The sequence below is a fragment of the Streptomyces synnematoformans genome (assembly GCF_039531005.1).
Taxonomy (GTDB): domain Bacteria; phylum Actinomycetota; class Actinomycetes; order Streptomycetales; family Streptomycetaceae; genus Streptomyces; species Streptomyces synnematoformans.
Map to the genome: position 1 here is coordinate 1 of NZ_BAAAPF010000167.1, position 15,734 is coordinate 15,734.

Here is a 15,734-nt window from a genome sequence, read left to right on the forward strand (position 1 = left end):
GGCCCGTACGGTCCGGACGCGGCCGGCGGCGGCGTGCCCGGCGCGGACGACGCCGTCCTCCTGCCCGAGCCCGAAGCGCTGCTGGGCGCCTTCCTCGACGCCGTCGCCGACGGCCTCCCCCGCTCCCCCGCCGCCGCGCACGCCGCCGACGGCCGGGCGTCCGCCGCGCCCGAGCCGCGGCACGTCCCCGAGCAGCGCGCGTGGGCCGACGACGTGGCCGCCGGGCACGACGTGGTCGTGCGGGTCTCGCTGCGCGTCGAGATGGACGCCACCGGTGCCCGGCCCACCTTCCGCGCCGCCGTCCAGCTGCACGGCGTCGCCGACACCGCGCTCGTCGCCGACGCCGCCGACGTGTGGGCCGGCACGGCCGCGCACTTCGGCGCGGGCGCCCGCATGCAGGCACTGCTCACCCTGCGCCGGGCCGCCCACGCCTGGGACGCGCTCACCCCGCTGCTCTCGGCCGCCGTGCCGGACGCCGTCGACCTGGACGACGACGACCTCGCCGCCCTGCTCGGCCCCGCCGCCCGCGACCTGGCCACGGCCGGCGTCGAGATCCACTGGCCCCGCGACCTGACCCGCCACCTCACCGCCCGCGCCGTCGTCGGCCCCGCCGACGACCCGGCCGGCCGGCACGCCGGCCCCTCCTACCTGTCCGCCGACGCCCTCGTCGCGTTCGGCTGGCGCCACGCGGTCGGCGACGTGGAGCTGACCCGCGCCGAGCTGGACCGGCTCGCCGAGGCCGCCCGCCCGGTGGTGCGGCTGCGCGACCGCTGGGTGCTGGTCGACCCCGAGTCCGTACGCCGCGCGCTCGACCGCAAGGACGCCGAGCTGACCCCCGTCGACGCCCTCGGCGCCGCGCTCACCGGCGAGATCGACGATCCGGCGGCGCCCGGCGGGCGCGTCGAGGTCGCCGCGAGCGGCTGGCTCGACGCGCTGCGCGAGCGCATCGCCGACCCGGAGCGGCAGAGCGGGCCGGCGGCCCCGCCCGCGGCGCTCGCCGCCACCCTGCGCGACTACCAGCTGCGCGGACTGGGCTGGCTGCGCCGCATGACCTCCCTCGGCCTCGGCGGCTGCCTCGCCGACGACATGGGCCTGGGCAAGACCGTCACGCTCATCGCCCTGCACCTCGACCGGCAGGAGCAGGCGGAGACCGCGGGCCCGACGCTGGTGGTCTGCCCGGCGTCGCTCCTCGGCAACTGGCAGCGGGAGATCGAACGCTTCGCGCCCGGCACGCCCGTGCGCCGCTTCCACGGCGCCGGCCGGTCGCTGGACGCCCTGGCGGACGGCGAGTTCGTGCTCACGACGTACGGGACGATGCGGCTGGACGCCGGGCGGCTGGCGGCGGCGGGCTGGTCGCTCGTCGTCGCCGACGAGGCGCAGCACGTCAAGAACCCCTACTCCGCGACCGCGAAGGCGCTGCGCACCCTCCCGTCCCGGGCGCGCGTCGCGCTGACCGGCACGCCGGTGGAGAACAACCTCTCCGAGCTGTGGGCGATCCTCGACTGGACGACGCCGGGGCTGCTCGGCCCGCTGCGGCGGTTCCGTACGCGCTACGCGGACGCGGCCGAGTCGGCAGGGGCCGAAGCAGGGCAGGCGGGCGGGGGCGACGGCGCCGAGCGGCTCGCCCGCCTCGTCCGCCCCTTCCTGCTGCGCCGCCGCAAGTCCGACCCGGGCATCGCGCCGGAGCTGCCGCGCAAGACCGAGACCGACCGGGCGGTGGCGCTGACGGCCGAACAGGCCGGGCTGTACGAGGCGGTGGTGCGCGAGACGCTGGCCGCGCTCGCGGACGCGGACGACATGGCCAGACGCGGGCTGATCATGAAGCTGATGACCGCGCTGAAGCAGATCTGCAACCACCCCGCGCACTACCTCAAGGAGGCCGACCCGCGCATCGCCGGCCGTTCGGGAAAGCTCGAACTCCTCGACGAGCTGCTGGAGGTGATCCTCGCCGAGGGCGGCGGCGTGCTGGTCTTCACCCAGTACGTGCAGATGGCCCGGCTGCTCCAGACGCATCTCGCGGCCCGCGGCGTCCCCGCCCAGCTGCTGCACGGCGGCACGCCGGTGCCGGAGCGCGAAGCGATGGTGCGGCGTTTCCAGGACTGCCCGCCGGACGAGCCCCCGCCGGTCTTCCTGCTCTCGCTCCGGGCCGCGGGCACCGGCCTGAACCTGACCCGCGCCGGGCACGTCGTGCACTACGACCGCTGGTGGAACCCGGCCGTCGAGGCCCAGGCCACCGACCGCGCGTACCGCATCGGGCAGACGCAGCCCGTGCAGGTGCACCGGCTCGTCGCCGAGGGCACGATCGAGGACCGCATCGCACAGATGCTGCAGCGCAAGCAGGGCCTCGCGGACGCCGTCCTGGGCGGCGGCGAGGCCGCGATCACCGAACTGTCCGACGAGCAGCTGGCGGAGCTGGTCCGGCTGGCCGGGCCGGAAGGGGGCGCGTGATGGCGGAGCCGGAGGAGCTGACCTTCGAGGCGCTGCCGCCCAGCCGGGGCGGCGGGTTCGCCCGCACCTGGTGGGGCCGGGCGTGGCTGAAGGCGCTGGAGGACACGGTGCTGGACGGCACGCTGCTGCGGCGCGGCCGGGGGCGGGCGCGCGCGGGCGCGGTGGGGGCCGTGGCGGTGCGGCCGGGGCGGATCACGGCGCAGGTGCTGGGCGCGGACCGGACGCCGTACCGCACGGACGTGCTCGTGCAGCAGCTCGACGACGCCGACTGGGAGCGGCTGCTGGACACCATCGCCGACCGCGCCGGCCACATCGCCGCGCTGCTGGACCGGGACATGCCGCCGGAGCTGGACGAGGACGCGGCGGCGGCCGGGGTGGCGCTGCTGCCCGGCATCGGGGACCTGCAGCCGGAGTGCGGCTGCGGGGAGTGGGACCACTGCGTGCACACGGCGGCGCTGAGCTACCACGTGGCGCGGCTGCTGGACGCGGATCCGTTCGTGCTGCTGCTGATGCGGGGCCGGGGCGAGGCGCGGCCGGGCAGCCGGCGGCGGCGGCCGGGGCCGCGCTGTGGACCCGCGGGCGGCTGCGCCCGCTGCCCGGCGGCCACGTGATGGGCGTCCCCGGCGACCTGGACCGGCTGGCGGCGGCCGAGGTGCTGTCGCCGGCGGGCCTGGCGCGGGCCGGCCGGGAGGCGGAGCTGCCGCCGGCGGAGCCGGGCGAGGACGTGGCGATCGGCGCGTACGTCGCGGAGCGGCTGGGCGCGGAGGTCACGGACCGGCTGGTGGAGCCGCTGCTGGGCGGGGTGTACGCGGGGGACGCGTACCGGCTGTCGATGCGCTCCGCGGTGCCGCAGCTGTTCGCGGCGCTGCGGGAGGAGGGCACGCTGCTGGGCGCGGCGCGGGCGGTGCAGGCCCGCGGTGCGGCGGCGGCTGCCGCCGCGGGCGGGGCGGAGACGCCGGTGTTCATGGGCATCGAGGGGGGTGTCGGGAGGCTGCCGGCGGCGGTGGCCGACGCGGTGCGGGCGGGGGGCGGTGAGATCGTGCTCGGTGCGGAGGTCGCGTCGCTGGAGCGCGTGGAGGCTGCCCCCGACCCCTCCCCCTACGCCCTTGAGGGCGTGGGCGGTGCCCCCACTTCCCCAACCCCGGGGCTCCGCCCCGGGACCCAGGCGGGGGCTCCGCCCTCGGACCCCGCCGCCGGCGGCGAGGCCGCCGCACCGCAACCCGGCGAGGGGCTACCCCGCCCCGCTCCGGCCCGGGAGCCGGGGCGTGCGCGGTGGCGGGTTGTCGCCGGGGGGCGCTTCTACGTCGCCGACGCCGTCGTGCTCGCCGTGCCCGCGGTGCCCGGCGCACGGCTGCTGCGGCGGCCCGCGCCGCGCGCCGCCGCCGAGTTCGACGGCGTGCGGTACGCGTCCATGGCCCTCGTCACCCTCGCCCTCCCCCGCCGGGAGGCGGCGGCGCAGCTGCCGGCCGGCACCGGCTTCCTCGTGCCGCCGGTCGACGGGCGGACCATCAAGGCGTCGACGTTCTCCTCCGCCAAGTGGCGCTGGACCGGCGACGACGACCTGTTCCTGCTGCGCACCTCCGTCGGCCGCGTCGACGACGAGAAGACCCTCGAACGTGACGACGCCGACCTCGTCACCGCCTCCCTCGACGACCTCCGCGCCGCCACCGGACTCGCCGCCCGCCCCGTCGCCAGCCGCGTCAGCCGGTGGCGGGGCGCCCTCCCGCAGTACGAGGTCGGGCACGACGCCCGCGTCGCGCGGATCCGCGGCGCCCTGCCCGCCGGGCTGGCGGTGTGCGGTGCGCTGTACGATGGCGTGGGCGTTCCCGCCTGCGTCGCGAGCGCGCACCGGGCCGCCGACGAGGTGCTGGGGCGCCCTGGGACAATGGCCGCATGAGTGACGCAACCCCTCCGGCGGCCTCCCCCGGCGCAGCTCCCGCCCGCTCCGCGAACGCCGGCAAGAAGGCCCGGGACCTCAACGAGGTCATCCGCTACACCCTCTGGTCGGTGTTCCGGCTGCGCGACACCCTCCCCGAGGACCGCGCCGGCTACGCGGACGAGGTGACCGAGCTGTTCGAGCAGCTGGCCGCGAAGGACGTCGTCGTGCGCGGCACGTACGACGTGTCGGGCCTGCGCGCCGACGCCGACGTCATGATCTGGTGGCACGCGGAGTCCGCGGACGCGCTGCAGGAGGCGTACAACCGCTTCCGCCGCACCCGGCTCGGCCGTGCCCTCGCACCGGTCTGGTCGAACATGGCGCTGCACCGCCCCGCCGAGTTCAACAAGTCGCACATCCCGGCGTTCCTGGCGGACGAGACCCCGCGCGCGTACGTCAGCGTGTACCCGTTCGTCCGCTCCTACGACTGGTACCTGCTGCCCGACGAGGACCGCCGCCGCATGCTCGCCGACCACGGCAAGATGGCCCGCGGCTTCCCGGACGTGCGCGCGAACACGGTGCCGGCGTTCTCCCTCGGCGACTACGAGTGGATCCTCGCCTTCGAGGCCGACGAGCTGTACCGCATCGTGGACCTGATGCGGCACCTGCGCGGGTCCGAGGCGCGGCTGCACGTCCGCGAGGAGGTGCCGTTCTACACCGGCCGCCGCAAGCCCGTCGCCGAGCTGGTGGCCTCGCTGGCCTGACGCCGCTCGCGGCCCGGAGCCCCGGGGCCCGCCGCGCCCCCGGGGGCGTGCCGCCGCTCAGCCGCCCGCCGGCCCGCCCGCCGCGGACCGCTGCCCGCTCCGCTCCGCCTTCGGCTCCGGGCGCGGCGCGCAGGTCACGTCGCCGGGTGCGCGCCCGGTGCGCAGGTACGTGTCGACGTGCTTGGTGACGCAGTCGTTTTCCCCGCCGGCCAGCCCGTGCGACCCGGCGTCCTTCTCCGTGACCAGGTCCGCCGAGCCGCCCAGCCGGCGCGCGAGTTCCCTCGCCCCCTCGTACGGCGTGGCCGCGTCGCGCTCGGCGGCGAGGAGGAGGACCGGCGGCAGCTCGCCGGCGTCGGTGCGGACGTCGAGGGGTTGCTGGCGCGGCGCGGGCCAGAACGCACACGGCAGGTTCATCCAGGCGTTCTGCCACGTCTCGAACGGCGCGACGTGCGCGAGGCGGCTGTTGTCGCGGTCCCAGGTCTCCCAGTCGGTGGGCCAGGGCGCGTCGTTGCACTCGACGGCGGTGTAGACGGCGTTGCCGTTCTCCTCCGCGGCGTTGTCCTCCGGGTCGTCGGCGGCGAAGTCGACGAGCGTCCCGGGCCTGCCCGCCAGGTAGTCCGCGAGCGCGGTGGCGGCGGGCGCCCAGTAGTCGTCGGAGTACGCCGCCTGCAGGAACGCCGCCTGCAGCTGGGCGGTGCCGACCCGGTCGCCGGCGGGCTCCTTCTCGATCATCAGGCGGGCCCGCCGGTACGCCGCCGCCACCTGCCACCGGCTGTCGCCCAGGTGGTAGACGTCGTCGTGCCGGGCGACCCAGCGCTGCCAGTCGGCCCAGCGCTCCTCGAACGCGGCGGACTGGCGCAGGTTGTTGCCGTACCAGATCTGCCGGGGGTCGGGGTCGACCGGGCTGTCGAAGACCATGCGGCGCACCCGGTCGGGGAAGAGCGCGGCGTACAGGCTGCCGAAGTAGGTGCCGTAGGAGGCGCCGAGGTAGGTGAGCCTGCGTTCGCCGAGGGCGGCGCGCAGCACGTCGAGGTCGCGGGCGTTGTTGAGGGACGTGTAGTGCCGCAGTCCCGCGTTCTCCGCGCAGCCGTCGGCGTACGCGCGCGCCTGGGCGATACGGGCCTTCTTCTCGCGCTCCGAGGGGTGCGGGGAGGTGTTCGACGGCGCCTGCACGAACTGCTCGGGGTCCTGGCAGGACAGTGCGCCGGAGCGGCCGACGCCGCGCGGGGCGTAGCCGACGAAGTCGTACACCTCGGCCAGCCCCTGCCACCGGGGGGACCGGCTGAGCAGCGGGAAGTACATGCCGGAGCCGCCGGGGCCGCCGGGGTTGAAGACGAGCCCGCCCTGCCGCTCGGCACGCGGGCCGGTGGCGCCGATGCGGCTGACGGTGAGCTTGAGCTGCCGGCCGTCGGGGCGGGCGTAGTCCAGCGGGACGGCGACGGTGCCGCACTCGACGGGCGCCGGCAGCCCCTCCGCGGCCGGGCAGGTGCCGAAGTCGACGCCGGCCTCGGCGGCGCGGGCGGCGGCGACGGCGGTGCCGCGGGCCTCGGGCCCCTCGGCGGCCTGCGCCACGGGGACGGGGGTCCCCGTCCGGGCGGCGTACGCGGCGGGGGCCGCGGCGAGGCCGGTGAGAGCGAGCGAACCGAGGATTCCGTACAGCACTGCTGCTCTCACGAAGGGCCCTTCTGCTGCGGCGCGAGGCGTGGCAAGGCGTGGCAAGGCGTGGCAAGGCAAGGCAAGGCGCGGAACGTCCGCGCGGGGCGGCACGTCCACGGGGAAGAATGAGGGTAAAAGTGATAATTCTTGGCCGAGTTGCCGATGTAAAGCACCCCGGCGGGGGGTGTCGCGGCGCGGCCGGCCGCTAGCGCGCGAGCGCGGCCCGCATATCGGGGTCGGGGAGCGCGGCGGGGCCGTGCACGGCGAGCCCGGTCAGCAGCGAGTCCCCGGCGTCGACGGTGGCGAGCAGCCCGCGGCCGTCGGGCGTGGCCCAGCGGGTGTACTCGCCGACCTCCAGCCGCGCTATCGCCAGACAGCCGCAGACCAGTATCAGCGGCAGGACGAACCAGCCCGCGATCGGCTCCTGCTCCGGCGCCCGCAGCGCCAGCGCGGCGGTGCCGGCGCCGAGGACCACCAGCCCCGCGCCCCGTACCTGCCGCACCGCGGCGCGGACGGCGGACCGTATCGGCCGGGGGACCGCGAGCCCCGCCGCGGCGAGGCCGTCGTCCAGGTCCCGCACGGCCTCGGCGGAGCAGGCGGCGGCGCGGATGGCCGGAATGGTGTTCTGGCCCCCTTCCCCGGCGGCGGCGATCACGGCGCGCTCGACGGGGTCGCGTCCCTGCGGGTCCACGACGGTGGCCCAGCCGGTGTGCGCGAGCAGCAGCCGCCGCTCCCGCGCCAGCGCCACGAGGGTGACGTCCACGACCCGGTGCGGACCGCCGGCGAGGAAGGCCGCCTCGTACAGGGTCAGCTCAGGCGCCCCGCGGACCTGCGCCGGCGCGGGCTCCGGCTGTGCCGCGGCGACGGAACCGACGAGGACCAGGCGCCCGCACGTCAGCAGCGCGGCCGCCCAGGCGACGAGCGCGAAGCACACCCACATGGCGGTGTTCTACGCGACCGGGGGCACGCGGCGCCAGCCCTGTCTTTCCGAACGCCGCCGTGATAGGGGGAGTTGGGCGGCCGCGGCCGCGGGCGCCGCGGGGCCGGCGGCGTCAGCGGGCCGAGGACTCGTGCACGTGCTCCACGAGGCGCGTCAGCGCGTCCGGGTCGGTCGTCGGCAGCACGCCGTGGCCGAGGTTGAACACGTGCCCCGGCAGCCCCGCGGCCGCGGCCAGCACCTCGTCGGCCTTGGCCGCCGTCGCCGCCGGCGGCGCGAACAGCGCCGCCGGGTCGAGGTTGCCCTGCAGCGCCCTGCCGGGGCCGACGCGGCGCGCGGCCTCGTCCAGCGGCACCCGCCAGTCGACGCCGACGACGTCGGCGCCGGCCTCGCCCATCGCGGTCAGCAGCTCGCCGGTGCCGACGCCGAAGTGGATGCGCGGCACGCCGTACTCGGCGACCGCCGCGAAGACCTCCGCCGAGGCGGGCAGGACCGCGCGCCGGTAGTCGGCGGGGGCCAGCGCGCCCGCCCAGGAGTCGAAGAGCTGCACGGCGGCGGCGCCGGCCTCGATCTGCACCCGCAGGAACGCCGCCGTGATGCCGGCGAGCCGGCCGACCAGCTCGGCCCACAGCTCCGGCGCGCCGTACATCATCGCCTTGGTGTGCTCGTGGTTGCGCGACGGGCCGCCCTCGACCAGGTAGCTGGCGAGCGTGAACGGCGCCCCGGCGAAGCCGATCAGCGGCGTCGCGCCCAGCTCGGCCGTGAGCGCGCCCACGGCCTCGGTCACGTACGGCACGTCGCCGGGCTCCAGCGGGCGCAGCTGCGCGAGGTCCGCGCGGCTGCGGATCGGCTGGGCGACGACGGGGCCGACGCCCGGCTTGATGTCGAGGTCGACGCCGATGGCCTTGAGGGGCACGACGATGTCGCTGAAGAAGATGGCGGCGTCCACGCCGTGCCGGCGTACGGGCTGCAGCGTGATCTCGGTGACGAGGTCGGGCCGCCGGCACGAGTCGAGCATGCCGATGCCCTCGCGCAGCCGCCGGTACTCGGGCAGCGAGCGGCCCGCCTGGCGCATGAACCACACGGGGGTGTGCGGCACGGGCTCGCGCCGGCACGCGCGCAGGAACGCGGAGTCGGCGGCCGGGCCGGCGGGGGGTGCCGCCGCGGCCGCCGGGGCGGCGCCGGGGACGGACGTGGCGGAGGGGCGCGGGGCGCTGTCGGCACTCACCCCTGCATCCTCGCACGTGCGTAGGGGTCGAGATCCGGCCACCCGGGTGTCCCGCAACGCTTCTGTGTGCCGCGCCCCCTAGTCTTCCGGGCATGGTTGCGGCTCCTGGACACCTCGTCGACGAACCCGATGGACGCCCGGACGGCCAGGAGGCGGGCGGGGCCCTGCCACCGCCGTTCCGGCGGGCCGTCGAGGCGCTGGAGGCGGCGGCGGTCCGCCCCGAGGCGGCGCTGCGCGCGACGCGCGCGCCGCGGGGCATCGCCCCGTTCGCGTACGCGCTGGAGGCGGAGGTCGGGGCGGAGGCGGAGGCGGACGCCGAGCCCGCCGACGGCCGGCTGGTGCTGCTGCACGACCCGGACGGGCAGGACACCTGGCGCGGTACGTTCCGCTTCGTCACCCTGCTGCAGGCGGAGCTGGAGCCGGAGATGGCCGCGGACCCGCTGCTGCCGGAGGTGTGCTGGTCCTGGCTGACCGGCGCGCTCGACACCCGCGGCGTCGGCTACGGCGAGCCGAGCGGCACCGTCACGCGCGCGTCCTCGCACCACTTCGGCGGGCTCGCGGAGCGCAGCACGGCGACGAAGATCGAGATCCGGGCGTCCTGGACGCCTGGGGCGGCGGGTGCGGCCGGGGACGGCGCCCCGGACGCCGCCGCGCACCTGGCGGCGTGGGTGGAGATGCTGTGCCAGTGCGCCGGGCTGCCGCCGTCGGCGGCGCCCGCGGGGGCCCCGGAGCCGGACACCGCGCCGGCTCCGGTCGCGAAGCCGCCGCCGATCACCAGCGTCACGTTCGGGTCCCGCCACACGTGCTCCGCCACCTTGTCCGACGTGAGCACCGTCACCCGCTCCTGCGGCCCGCCCAGCTCCTCGCAGATGACGAACGTGCGGTGGACGTCCCGCAGCAGCAGGGCGAGTTCGGCGGGGCCGGCGCCGGGCGAGGTGAGGACAGCGACCTTGGGGTGCGCGCGGCAGACGTTCACGGCCCGGCGCAGGTTGCGCTCGTGCGCGACGACGACCTGCGCGTCGTCCCAGGGCATCCCGGCGCGGGCGAAGGCGGCGGCGACGGACGAGACCGCCGGCAGCACCTCGACCTCCAGGCCGTGCTCGGGGGCGCGCAGGGTACGTACGACGCCGAAGAAGCCCGGGTCGCCGTCGGCGAGGACCACCGCCGTGCCGCGGTGCCGGGCGATCCTGCGGGCCGCGAGGCCCACGCTGCCCAGCCGGATGCGCTCGGCGCCCGGCGGCACCTCGGGCAGGGCGAGGTGGTGCGCCGCCCCGGCCACCAGGCTGGCCGCGCCGAGCGCGGCGCGCGCCGCCTCGGTCAGCGGAGAACCGTCCCACCCGATCACGGTGACGCGGTCCGCCATCGCTCACTTCTCTCCTGGTCGTCGGCCGCGGGCGCGCCGGAGGGCCGGCGCCCGCTCCCGGACCGCCGGGGCACGCACGTGCGCGCGTACGCACGCCGGAGGTAAGGGAGCGTCAGAGCACACTACTCCCGCCGTCCGCGTCCAGGTCCTCCGGCAGCAGGCTCCAGACGATCAGGTCGGTGCGGATGTCCGTCCAGCCGCCGTCCTCGGTGCGGGTGCGCGCTATCCAGGCGTTGCGCAGGACGCCCTCGCTGATGCCGCCGACCTTCTGCGCGACCTGCTGCGCCGCGGTGTTGTCCGCGGCGGTGCGCAGTTCCAGGCGCTCGAACTTCTGCACGTCGAAGAGCCAGCGCGCGACGACGAGCACGGACTCGGCGGCGTACCCCTCGCCGCGCGCCCAGGGGGCGACGATGAACCTGACCTCGGAGGCCAGCGTGCGCCAGTCGGTCCGCCGCAGGTGGACGATGCCGACGAGACGCTGGGTGAGGAACTCCGACACCGCGAAGACGATGCCCCGGCCGCCGGTGCGCTCGGCCGGGGCGACGCGCCTCACCCAGTCGCGGGCGTCGTCCCGCGTGTACGGGTGCGGCACCTGTGTCCACGCCGTGACGGCCTCGTCGTTCATCATCTCGGTCAGCGCCGGCACGTCCTCCTCGTCGAACGGGCGGAGCACCAGCCGGTCCGTGCTGAGGGAGACGTCCGGGAAGGTGGATGACATGCGCTTCTCCGAGTGCGTGGACCGATGACGAGCTGACCCGGACAGCATGCAGCATCCGCGGGCGGATATGCCACGGCTCAGCCCACGGGGCCGAACACCGGTACCGACGAGGGGAACTCCTTCTCCAGGAACGCCTTGGTCTCCGGGGAGTTCAGCAGCTCGCCGAGCTTCCTGATCTCCGGGTCGTCCGCGTCGCCGGAGCGGACGGCGAGGATGTTGACGTACGGGTTGCCCTCGGCCTTCTCCAGCGCGACGGCGTCGGTGCGCGGGTCGAGGCCGGAGTCGATGGCGTAGTTGCCGTTGACGACGGCGGCGTCGACGTCCTGGAGCGCCCGCGGCGTCTGGGCCGCCTCCAGCTCCTGGATCTCCAGGCCGCGGTCGTCGGCGATGTCGCCCGGGGTGGCGTTCAGGCCGGTGCCGTCCTTCAGCTCGATGAGGCCCTCGGCGGCGAGGAGGTGCAGGGCGCGCCCCTCGTTGGTGGTGTCGTTCGGTACGGCGACGGTGTCGCCGGCGCCGAGGCCGGAGACGTCGTCGGTCTCGTTCGAGTACAGGCCCAGCGGTTCGACGAGCACGCCGACGGTGGGGACGATGTCGGTGCCGTTCTTGTCGTTGTAGTCGTCGAGGAACGGGGTGTGCTGGAAGAAGTTGGCGTCGACCTCGCCGGTGGCGACCGCCTCGTTGGGCTTGACGTAGTCGGTGAACTCGCGGACCCGCAGGTCGATCCCGGCGTCCTCGGCGAGGTTGTCCCTGACGAAGTCCAGGATCTCGCCGTGCGGCACGGGCGTCGCGGCCACGGTGACGGTGTTCGCGCCGCCGTCGCCGCCGTCGGAGGTCAGCCCGATGGTGCCGGCGGTGAGCGTGCCGACGAGCGCGACGCCGGCGACCGCGGCGACGCCCGCCCGGGCGGGGCGGGAGATGCGCAGCCAGGCGGCGCCGCGGGCGCTGCGGTCGCTCAGGGTGCGGACGAAGAAGTCGCCGACGAGCTGGACGACGTTGACGAGGACGACGAGCACCACGACGGTGACGAGCATGACGCCGCCCTCGTAGCGCTGGTAGCCGTAGCGGATGGCGACGTCGCCGAGGCCGCCGCCGCCGACCGCGCCGGCCATCGCGGAGTAGCCGACGAGGGCGATGACGGTGGTGGTCAGGCCCGCGACCAGGGACGGCAGCGCCTGCGGCAGCAGCGCCTTGACGACCACGGTCCAGGTGCTGCCGCCCATGGCCTGCACGGCCTCGGCCAGGCCGGCGTCGACCTCGCGGACCGCGGTCTCGACGAGCCGGGCGAAGAAGGGGACGGCGCTGACGGCCAGCGGCACGATGGCGCCCTTGAGGCCGATGGACGTGCCGACCAGGGAGCGGGTGAAGGCGGTCAGCGCCAGCATCAGGATGATGAACGGCAGCGAGCGGCCGATGTTCACGACGAGTCCGACGATCCGGTTGACGAGGACGTTCTCCAGCGGGCGGCCGCGGTCGGTGAGGACCAGCAGCACGCCGAGCGGGGTGCCCAGGACGACGGCGACGAGCGCCGCCCAGCCGACCATGGCCAGCGTCTCCCAGAGCCCGGTCAGCAGCTCGGGGCGTATCTCGGTCCAGCTCACTTGGCACTCTCCAGGGTGGACAGGCCGGCGGCGCCGGCACCGACCCGGTCGGCGCCGGCACCGACCGGGTCGATCTGCAGGCCCTGCTCGCGCAGGAAGCCCAGGGGGACGATGTTCTCCTCGTACGGGCCGGGCAGCTCGATGCGCATCCGGCCGACCTGCCGGCCGCCGACGGTGTCCATGGCGGCGCCGAGGATCGACACGTCGAGGTTGTACGTGCGGGACAGGTGGGAGATCACCGGGCGGCTCGCCGTGCCGCCGTGGAAGGTGATGTCGACCACGGTGCTCGCGGGGCCGTCGGACTCGCCGCCGACGGGGAAGAGCTGGGCGGCGATCTCCGAGCCGGGCGTGGCCAGCAGCTCGTCGAGGGTGCCGGACTCGGTGATGCGGCCGGAGCGCATCAGGGCGGCGGAGTCGCACACGGCCTTGACGACGTCCATCTCGTGGGTGATGAGCAGGACGGTCAGGCCCAGTTCGCGGTTGAGTTCGCGCAGCAGCTCCAGCACGGAGCGGGTGGTCTCGGGGTCGAGCGCGGAGGTGGCCTCGTCGGAGAGCAGCACCTGCGGGTCGCCGGCCAGCGCGCGGGCGATGCCGACGCGCTGCTTCTGGCCGCCGGACAGCTGCGCCGGGTACGCCTTGGCGCGGTCGGCGAGGCCGACGAGGTCGAGGAGGTCGAGCGCCTTGCGGGCGCGCTCCTGGCCGGACAGGCCCAGGATCTCCAGCGGCAGTTCGACGTTGTCCTGCACGGTGCGGGCGCTGAGCAGGTTGAAGTGCTGGAAGATCATCCCGATCCGGGTGCGGGCGGCGCGCAGCTCGCGGCCGCTCAGGGCCGTGAGGTCCTGGCCGGCGACGGTGACGGTGCCGGAGTCGGGGCGCTCCAGGAGGTTGATGCAGCGGATGAGGGTGGACTTGCCGGCGCCGCTGCGGCCGACGACGCCGAAGACCTCGCCCTCGCGTACGCGCAGGTCGACGCCGTCGAGCGCGGCGGTCTCGCGGCCGCGGGAGCGGTAGACCTTCGTCAGGTCCGTAACTGTGATCACGTGGGTTCCATCGCTCTCGGGTGTCCGCCCGGGCGTGCGGGCGGGCACGGGCGCGCCCCGGTGGAGCGCGCTGGTTCGGTGGCTGGGGTGGTGTCCGGAGGGGGTCCGGGGTGGTTGCTCCGGGCGGCGTGCGCGCGGGGGGCGCGGCGCGGCCTCAGGGCACGCGGGCTCGGCTCTCGGGCGCGGCCGTGCGGGGCACGGCGGCGGAGCGGCCCGCGGACTCGCTTCGGGGCGCGAGTCTCATGGTGGGGCCCTCAGCGGTGCATTCGACACATGCGGCGAGCACCGGGCGTCATGTTCCTCGCCTCGGTCGCACGGGTGCGGCTGCTCGTCGTGGTCATGCTGGCCAGTAAAACAGACGGCCGGCGGGAACCGGCGCCGCCGTCCGCGGTGCGGACAGCCACGTACGGGCCGCGGCCCGCGCCCCGTACACCGCCCTGACCTGCGCGGATACGGTGCCGGTCCGGGTGGTCCTGCGGGTCGGGGCGGGGTGTGCGCTGTGGCCGACGCCACGGTGCGGCCGGCGCGGCCGGAAGCGCACGGACGGTGCCGGGACCCCGGTCGGAGGGCCCGGCGGGACGCAGTAAGGTCGAGTCATGTTCACCCCCTTGACGATCGTGGTCGCGCTGGCCGCGCTCGCTCTCGCGGCCTGGTGCGGGTACGCCGCCGTCAAGGACGAGCCCACGAAGGACTGGCACTTCGGCGGCATGGCCGTGGTGACGGTGCTCGCGCTGGCCCAGGTGGTGGTCGGCCTGGTGCGGCTCGGCGGCGGCGAGGACCCGGACGAGGGCACGGCGGTGTTCGTCGCCTACCTGCTGGCCGCCGGGTTCGCGGTGCCGGCGGTCGGGGTGCTGTCGCTGTCGGAGCGCAGCCGCTGGGGCTCGGCGACGGTGGCCGTCGGGGGGTTCGTCCTGGCCGTGCTGCAGGTGCGGCTGTACGACATCTGGGTGGGCACCGGTGGCTGAGCGGCAGCCGGCGGCCGGGGAGCCGCGTACGCGCCTGTCCGGCGGGCCCGGGCGGCTGATCCTCACGCTGTACGGCGTGTTCGCCGTGGGCGCCACCTCCCGGGCGGTCTACCAGCTGAGCACGCAGTTCGACGAGGCGCCGCTCGCGTACCTGCTGTCCGCGCTGGCCGCCGTCGTCTACGTCTTCATCACCGTCGCCCTCGCCCGCGGCGGCGAGACGGCGCGCCGGCTCGCCCTGGTGTGCATCACCGCCGAGCTGGTCGGCGTGCTTGCGATCGGCACCTGGACCGAGGTGCAGCCGTCCGAGTTCCCGGACCAGACCGTGTGGTCCGACTACGGCCGCGGCTACCTCTTCCTGCCCGTCATCCTGCCGGTCATCGGGCTGTGGTGGCTGAGGAGACGGCCGGCGGAGCGGGATTCTGCGAAGCCTTCTCCAGAGTGACCAGGCTCAGCCTCGCGCTGACCTTCTCCGTGCCCACCGGCTCGTAGCCCAGCCGCCGGTACAGCCGGAGGTTCGCCTCGCTGCGGTGCCCGGTGAACAGCTGGAACCGCTTGACCGGCGCCCCGCCCTCCGCGAGCCGGACCTCCATGGCGAGCAGCAGCCGGGCGCCGAGCCCGTGGCCCTGCAGCCGGGGGTGCACGATGAGCCGGCCGATGACGGCGGTGCCGTTCTCCCCGACCGCGCCGCGCACGGCACCGACGACCTCGTCGCCGAGGCGGGCGACGACGGCGGCGCCGCGGTCGAACTCCGCGCGCAGCTCGTCGAGGGTCTCGGTGAGCGGGGGTATGCGGTAGTCGCCGTAGAGCGCGGCCTCGGCCTGGTAGCAGAGGTACTGGAGCTTCAGGACCTGCTCGGCGTCGTCGTTCGTCGCCGGCGTAATCGTCACACTCTTGCCCATGCCGCGCCCGCCTCCCTTGTGCACCCAGTGGACAGGCCGCAAAACCTGCGGCCTACCGCGTGTTTCCCCGCACTTCACCCGGCGCAACCTCCGCCGTGAGCATTCTGCGCAGCGCGGTCAGGCAATGGCTACGGACAGGGCCGAGGCTTCCCTGTGATATTGCCAACTCGCCGGAGATATCCCGGTACGTGGGGTCGGTCCGGTCGAGCAGCGCGGCGAGGAGGCGCGGGCAGCGGCCGGGG

Annotated in this window: 12 protein-coding genes and 3 pseudogenes; 6 read left to right on the forward strand and 9 right to left on the reverse strand. The window is 75.8% G+C overall.

Annotated features, from left to right (window positions below; all coding sequences use genetic code 11):
• The 3 genes from ABD317_RS22495 to hemQ all read left to right on the forward strand — a co-directional run.
• On the forward strand, nucleotides 1–2,448 hold a 2,448-nt coding region (locus ABD317_RS22495; RefSeq protein ID WP_344291739.1), incomplete at its 5' end, for a DEAD/DEAH box helicase.
• 412 nt (nucleotides 2,449–2,860) lie between these two features.
• The gene (locus ABD317_RS22505; protein WP_344291740.1) at nucleotides 2,861–4,345 is read left to right on the forward strand and encodes a protoporphyrinogen oxidase; all 1,485 of its coding nucleotides are present in this window, start codon (nucleotides 2,861–2,863) and stop codon (nucleotides 4,343–4,345) included.
• On the forward strand, nucleotides 4,342–5,088 hold the full coding sequence (gene hemQ, locus ABD317_RS22510; protein ID WP_344291742.1) for a hydrogen peroxide-dependent heme synthase: 747 nt from the start codon (nucleotides 4,342–4,344) through the stop codon (nucleotides 5,086–5,088). The genes ABD317_RS22505 and hemQ overlap by 4 nt, the downstream gene beginning before the upstream one ends.
• Before the next feature lie 57 nt (nucleotides 5,089–5,145).
• On the opposite strand, the gene ABD317_RS22515 is transcribed toward hemQ, so the two are convergent.
• The 3 genes from ABD317_RS22515 to hemE form a co-directional block, all read right to left on the reverse strand.
• On the reverse strand, nucleotides 5,146–6,762 hold the full coding sequence (locus ABD317_RS22515) for an alpha/beta hydrolase (protein ID WP_344291743.1): 1,617 nt from the start codon (nucleotides 6,760–6,762) through the stop codon (nucleotides 5,146–5,148).
• A gap of 187 nt (nucleotides 6,763–6,949) precedes the next feature.
• Complete coding sequence (locus ABD317_RS22520; RefSeq protein ID WP_344291744.1) at nucleotides 6,950–7,684, reverse strand: TIGR04222 domain-containing membrane protein; 735 nt, start codon at nucleotides 7,682–7,684, stop codon at nucleotides 6,950–6,952.
• Nucleotides 7,685–7,796: 112 nt separating this feature from the next.
• Nucleotides 7,797–8,804: a uroporphyrinogen decarboxylase gene (gene hemE / locus ABD317_RS22525; protein ID WP_234020124.1), complete on the reverse strand. Its 1,008-nt coding sequence runs from the start codon at nucleotides 8,802–8,804 to the stop codon at nucleotides 7,797–7,799.
• 197 nt (nucleotides 8,805–9,001) lie between these two features.
• Between hemE and ABD317_RS22530 the strand changes: the two are divergent.
• A pseudogene (locus ABD317_RS22530) lies at nucleotides 9,002–9,634 on the forward strand (DUF3000 family protein); the annotation flags it as partial.
• Here the strand turns inward: ABD317_RS22530 and cbiE are convergent.
• The 4 genes and pseudogenes from cbiE to ABD317_RS22555 form a co-directional block, all read right to left on the reverse strand.
• Nucleotides 9,601–10,272, reverse strand: a pseudogene (gene cbiE / locus ABD317_RS22535) (precorrin-6y C5,15-methyltransferase (decarboxylating) subunit CbiE); the annotation flags it as partial. The pseudogenes ABD317_RS22530 and cbiE sit on opposite strands and share 34 nt — an antisense overlap.
• 112 nt (nucleotides 10,273–10,384) lie before the next feature.
• Nucleotides 10,385–10,990: a GNAT family N-acetyltransferase gene (locus ABD317_RS22540; RefSeq protein WP_027757184.1), complete on the reverse strand. Its 606-nt coding sequence runs from the start codon at nucleotides 10,988–10,990 to the stop codon at nucleotides 10,385–10,387.
• A 77-nt stretch (nucleotides 10,991–11,067) separates the two neighbouring features.
• Nucleotides 11,068–12,588, reverse strand: coding sequence for a MetQ/NlpA family ABC transporter substrate-binding protein (locus ABD317_RS37870; RefSeq protein WP_425582410.1), 1,521 nt, complete (start codon nucleotides 12,586–12,588; stop codon nucleotides 11,068–11,070).
• The gene (locus tag ABD317_RS22555) at nucleotides 12,585–13,628 is read right to left on the reverse strand and encodes a methionine ABC transporter ATP-binding protein (protein ID WP_344291746.1); all 1,044 of its coding nucleotides are present in this window, start codon (nucleotides 13,626–13,628) and stop codon (nucleotides 12,585–12,587) included. The genes ABD317_RS37870 and ABD317_RS22555 overlap by 4 nt, the downstream gene beginning before the upstream one ends.
• 596 nt (nucleotides 13,629–14,224) lie before the next feature.
• Between ABD317_RS22555 and ABD317_RS22560 the strand changes: the two genes are divergently transcribed.
• Together ABD317_RS22560 and ABD317_RS22565 are read left to right on the forward strand one after the other, a co-directional pair.
• Nucleotides 14,225–14,593 (forward strand): hypothetical protein, encoded by a 369-nt coding sequence (locus ABD317_RS22560; RefSeq protein ID WP_344291747.1) that lies wholly within the window; start codon nucleotides 14,225–14,227, stop codon nucleotides 14,591–14,593.
• Complete coding sequence (locus ABD317_RS22565; protein ID WP_344291748.1) at nucleotides 14,586–15,035, forward strand: hypothetical protein; 450 nt, start codon at nucleotides 14,586–14,588, stop codon at nucleotides 15,033–15,035. The genes ABD317_RS22560 and ABD317_RS22565 overlap by 8 nt, the downstream gene beginning before the upstream one ends.
• Here the strand turns inward: ABD317_RS22565 and ABD317_RS22570 are convergent.
• Entirely contained in the window at nucleotides 14,968–15,492 is a 525-nt protein-coding gene (locus ABD317_RS22570; protein ID WP_344291749.1) for a GNAT family N-acetyltransferase, read from the reverse strand. The two genes, ABD317_RS22565 and ABD317_RS22570, sit on opposite strands and share 68 nt — an antisense overlap.
• A gap of 52 nt (nucleotides 15,493–15,544) precedes the next feature.
• Nucleotides 15,545–15,734 (reverse strand): annotated as a pseudogene (locus tag ABD317_RS22575) (sigma-70 family RNA polymerase sigma factor); the annotation flags it as partial.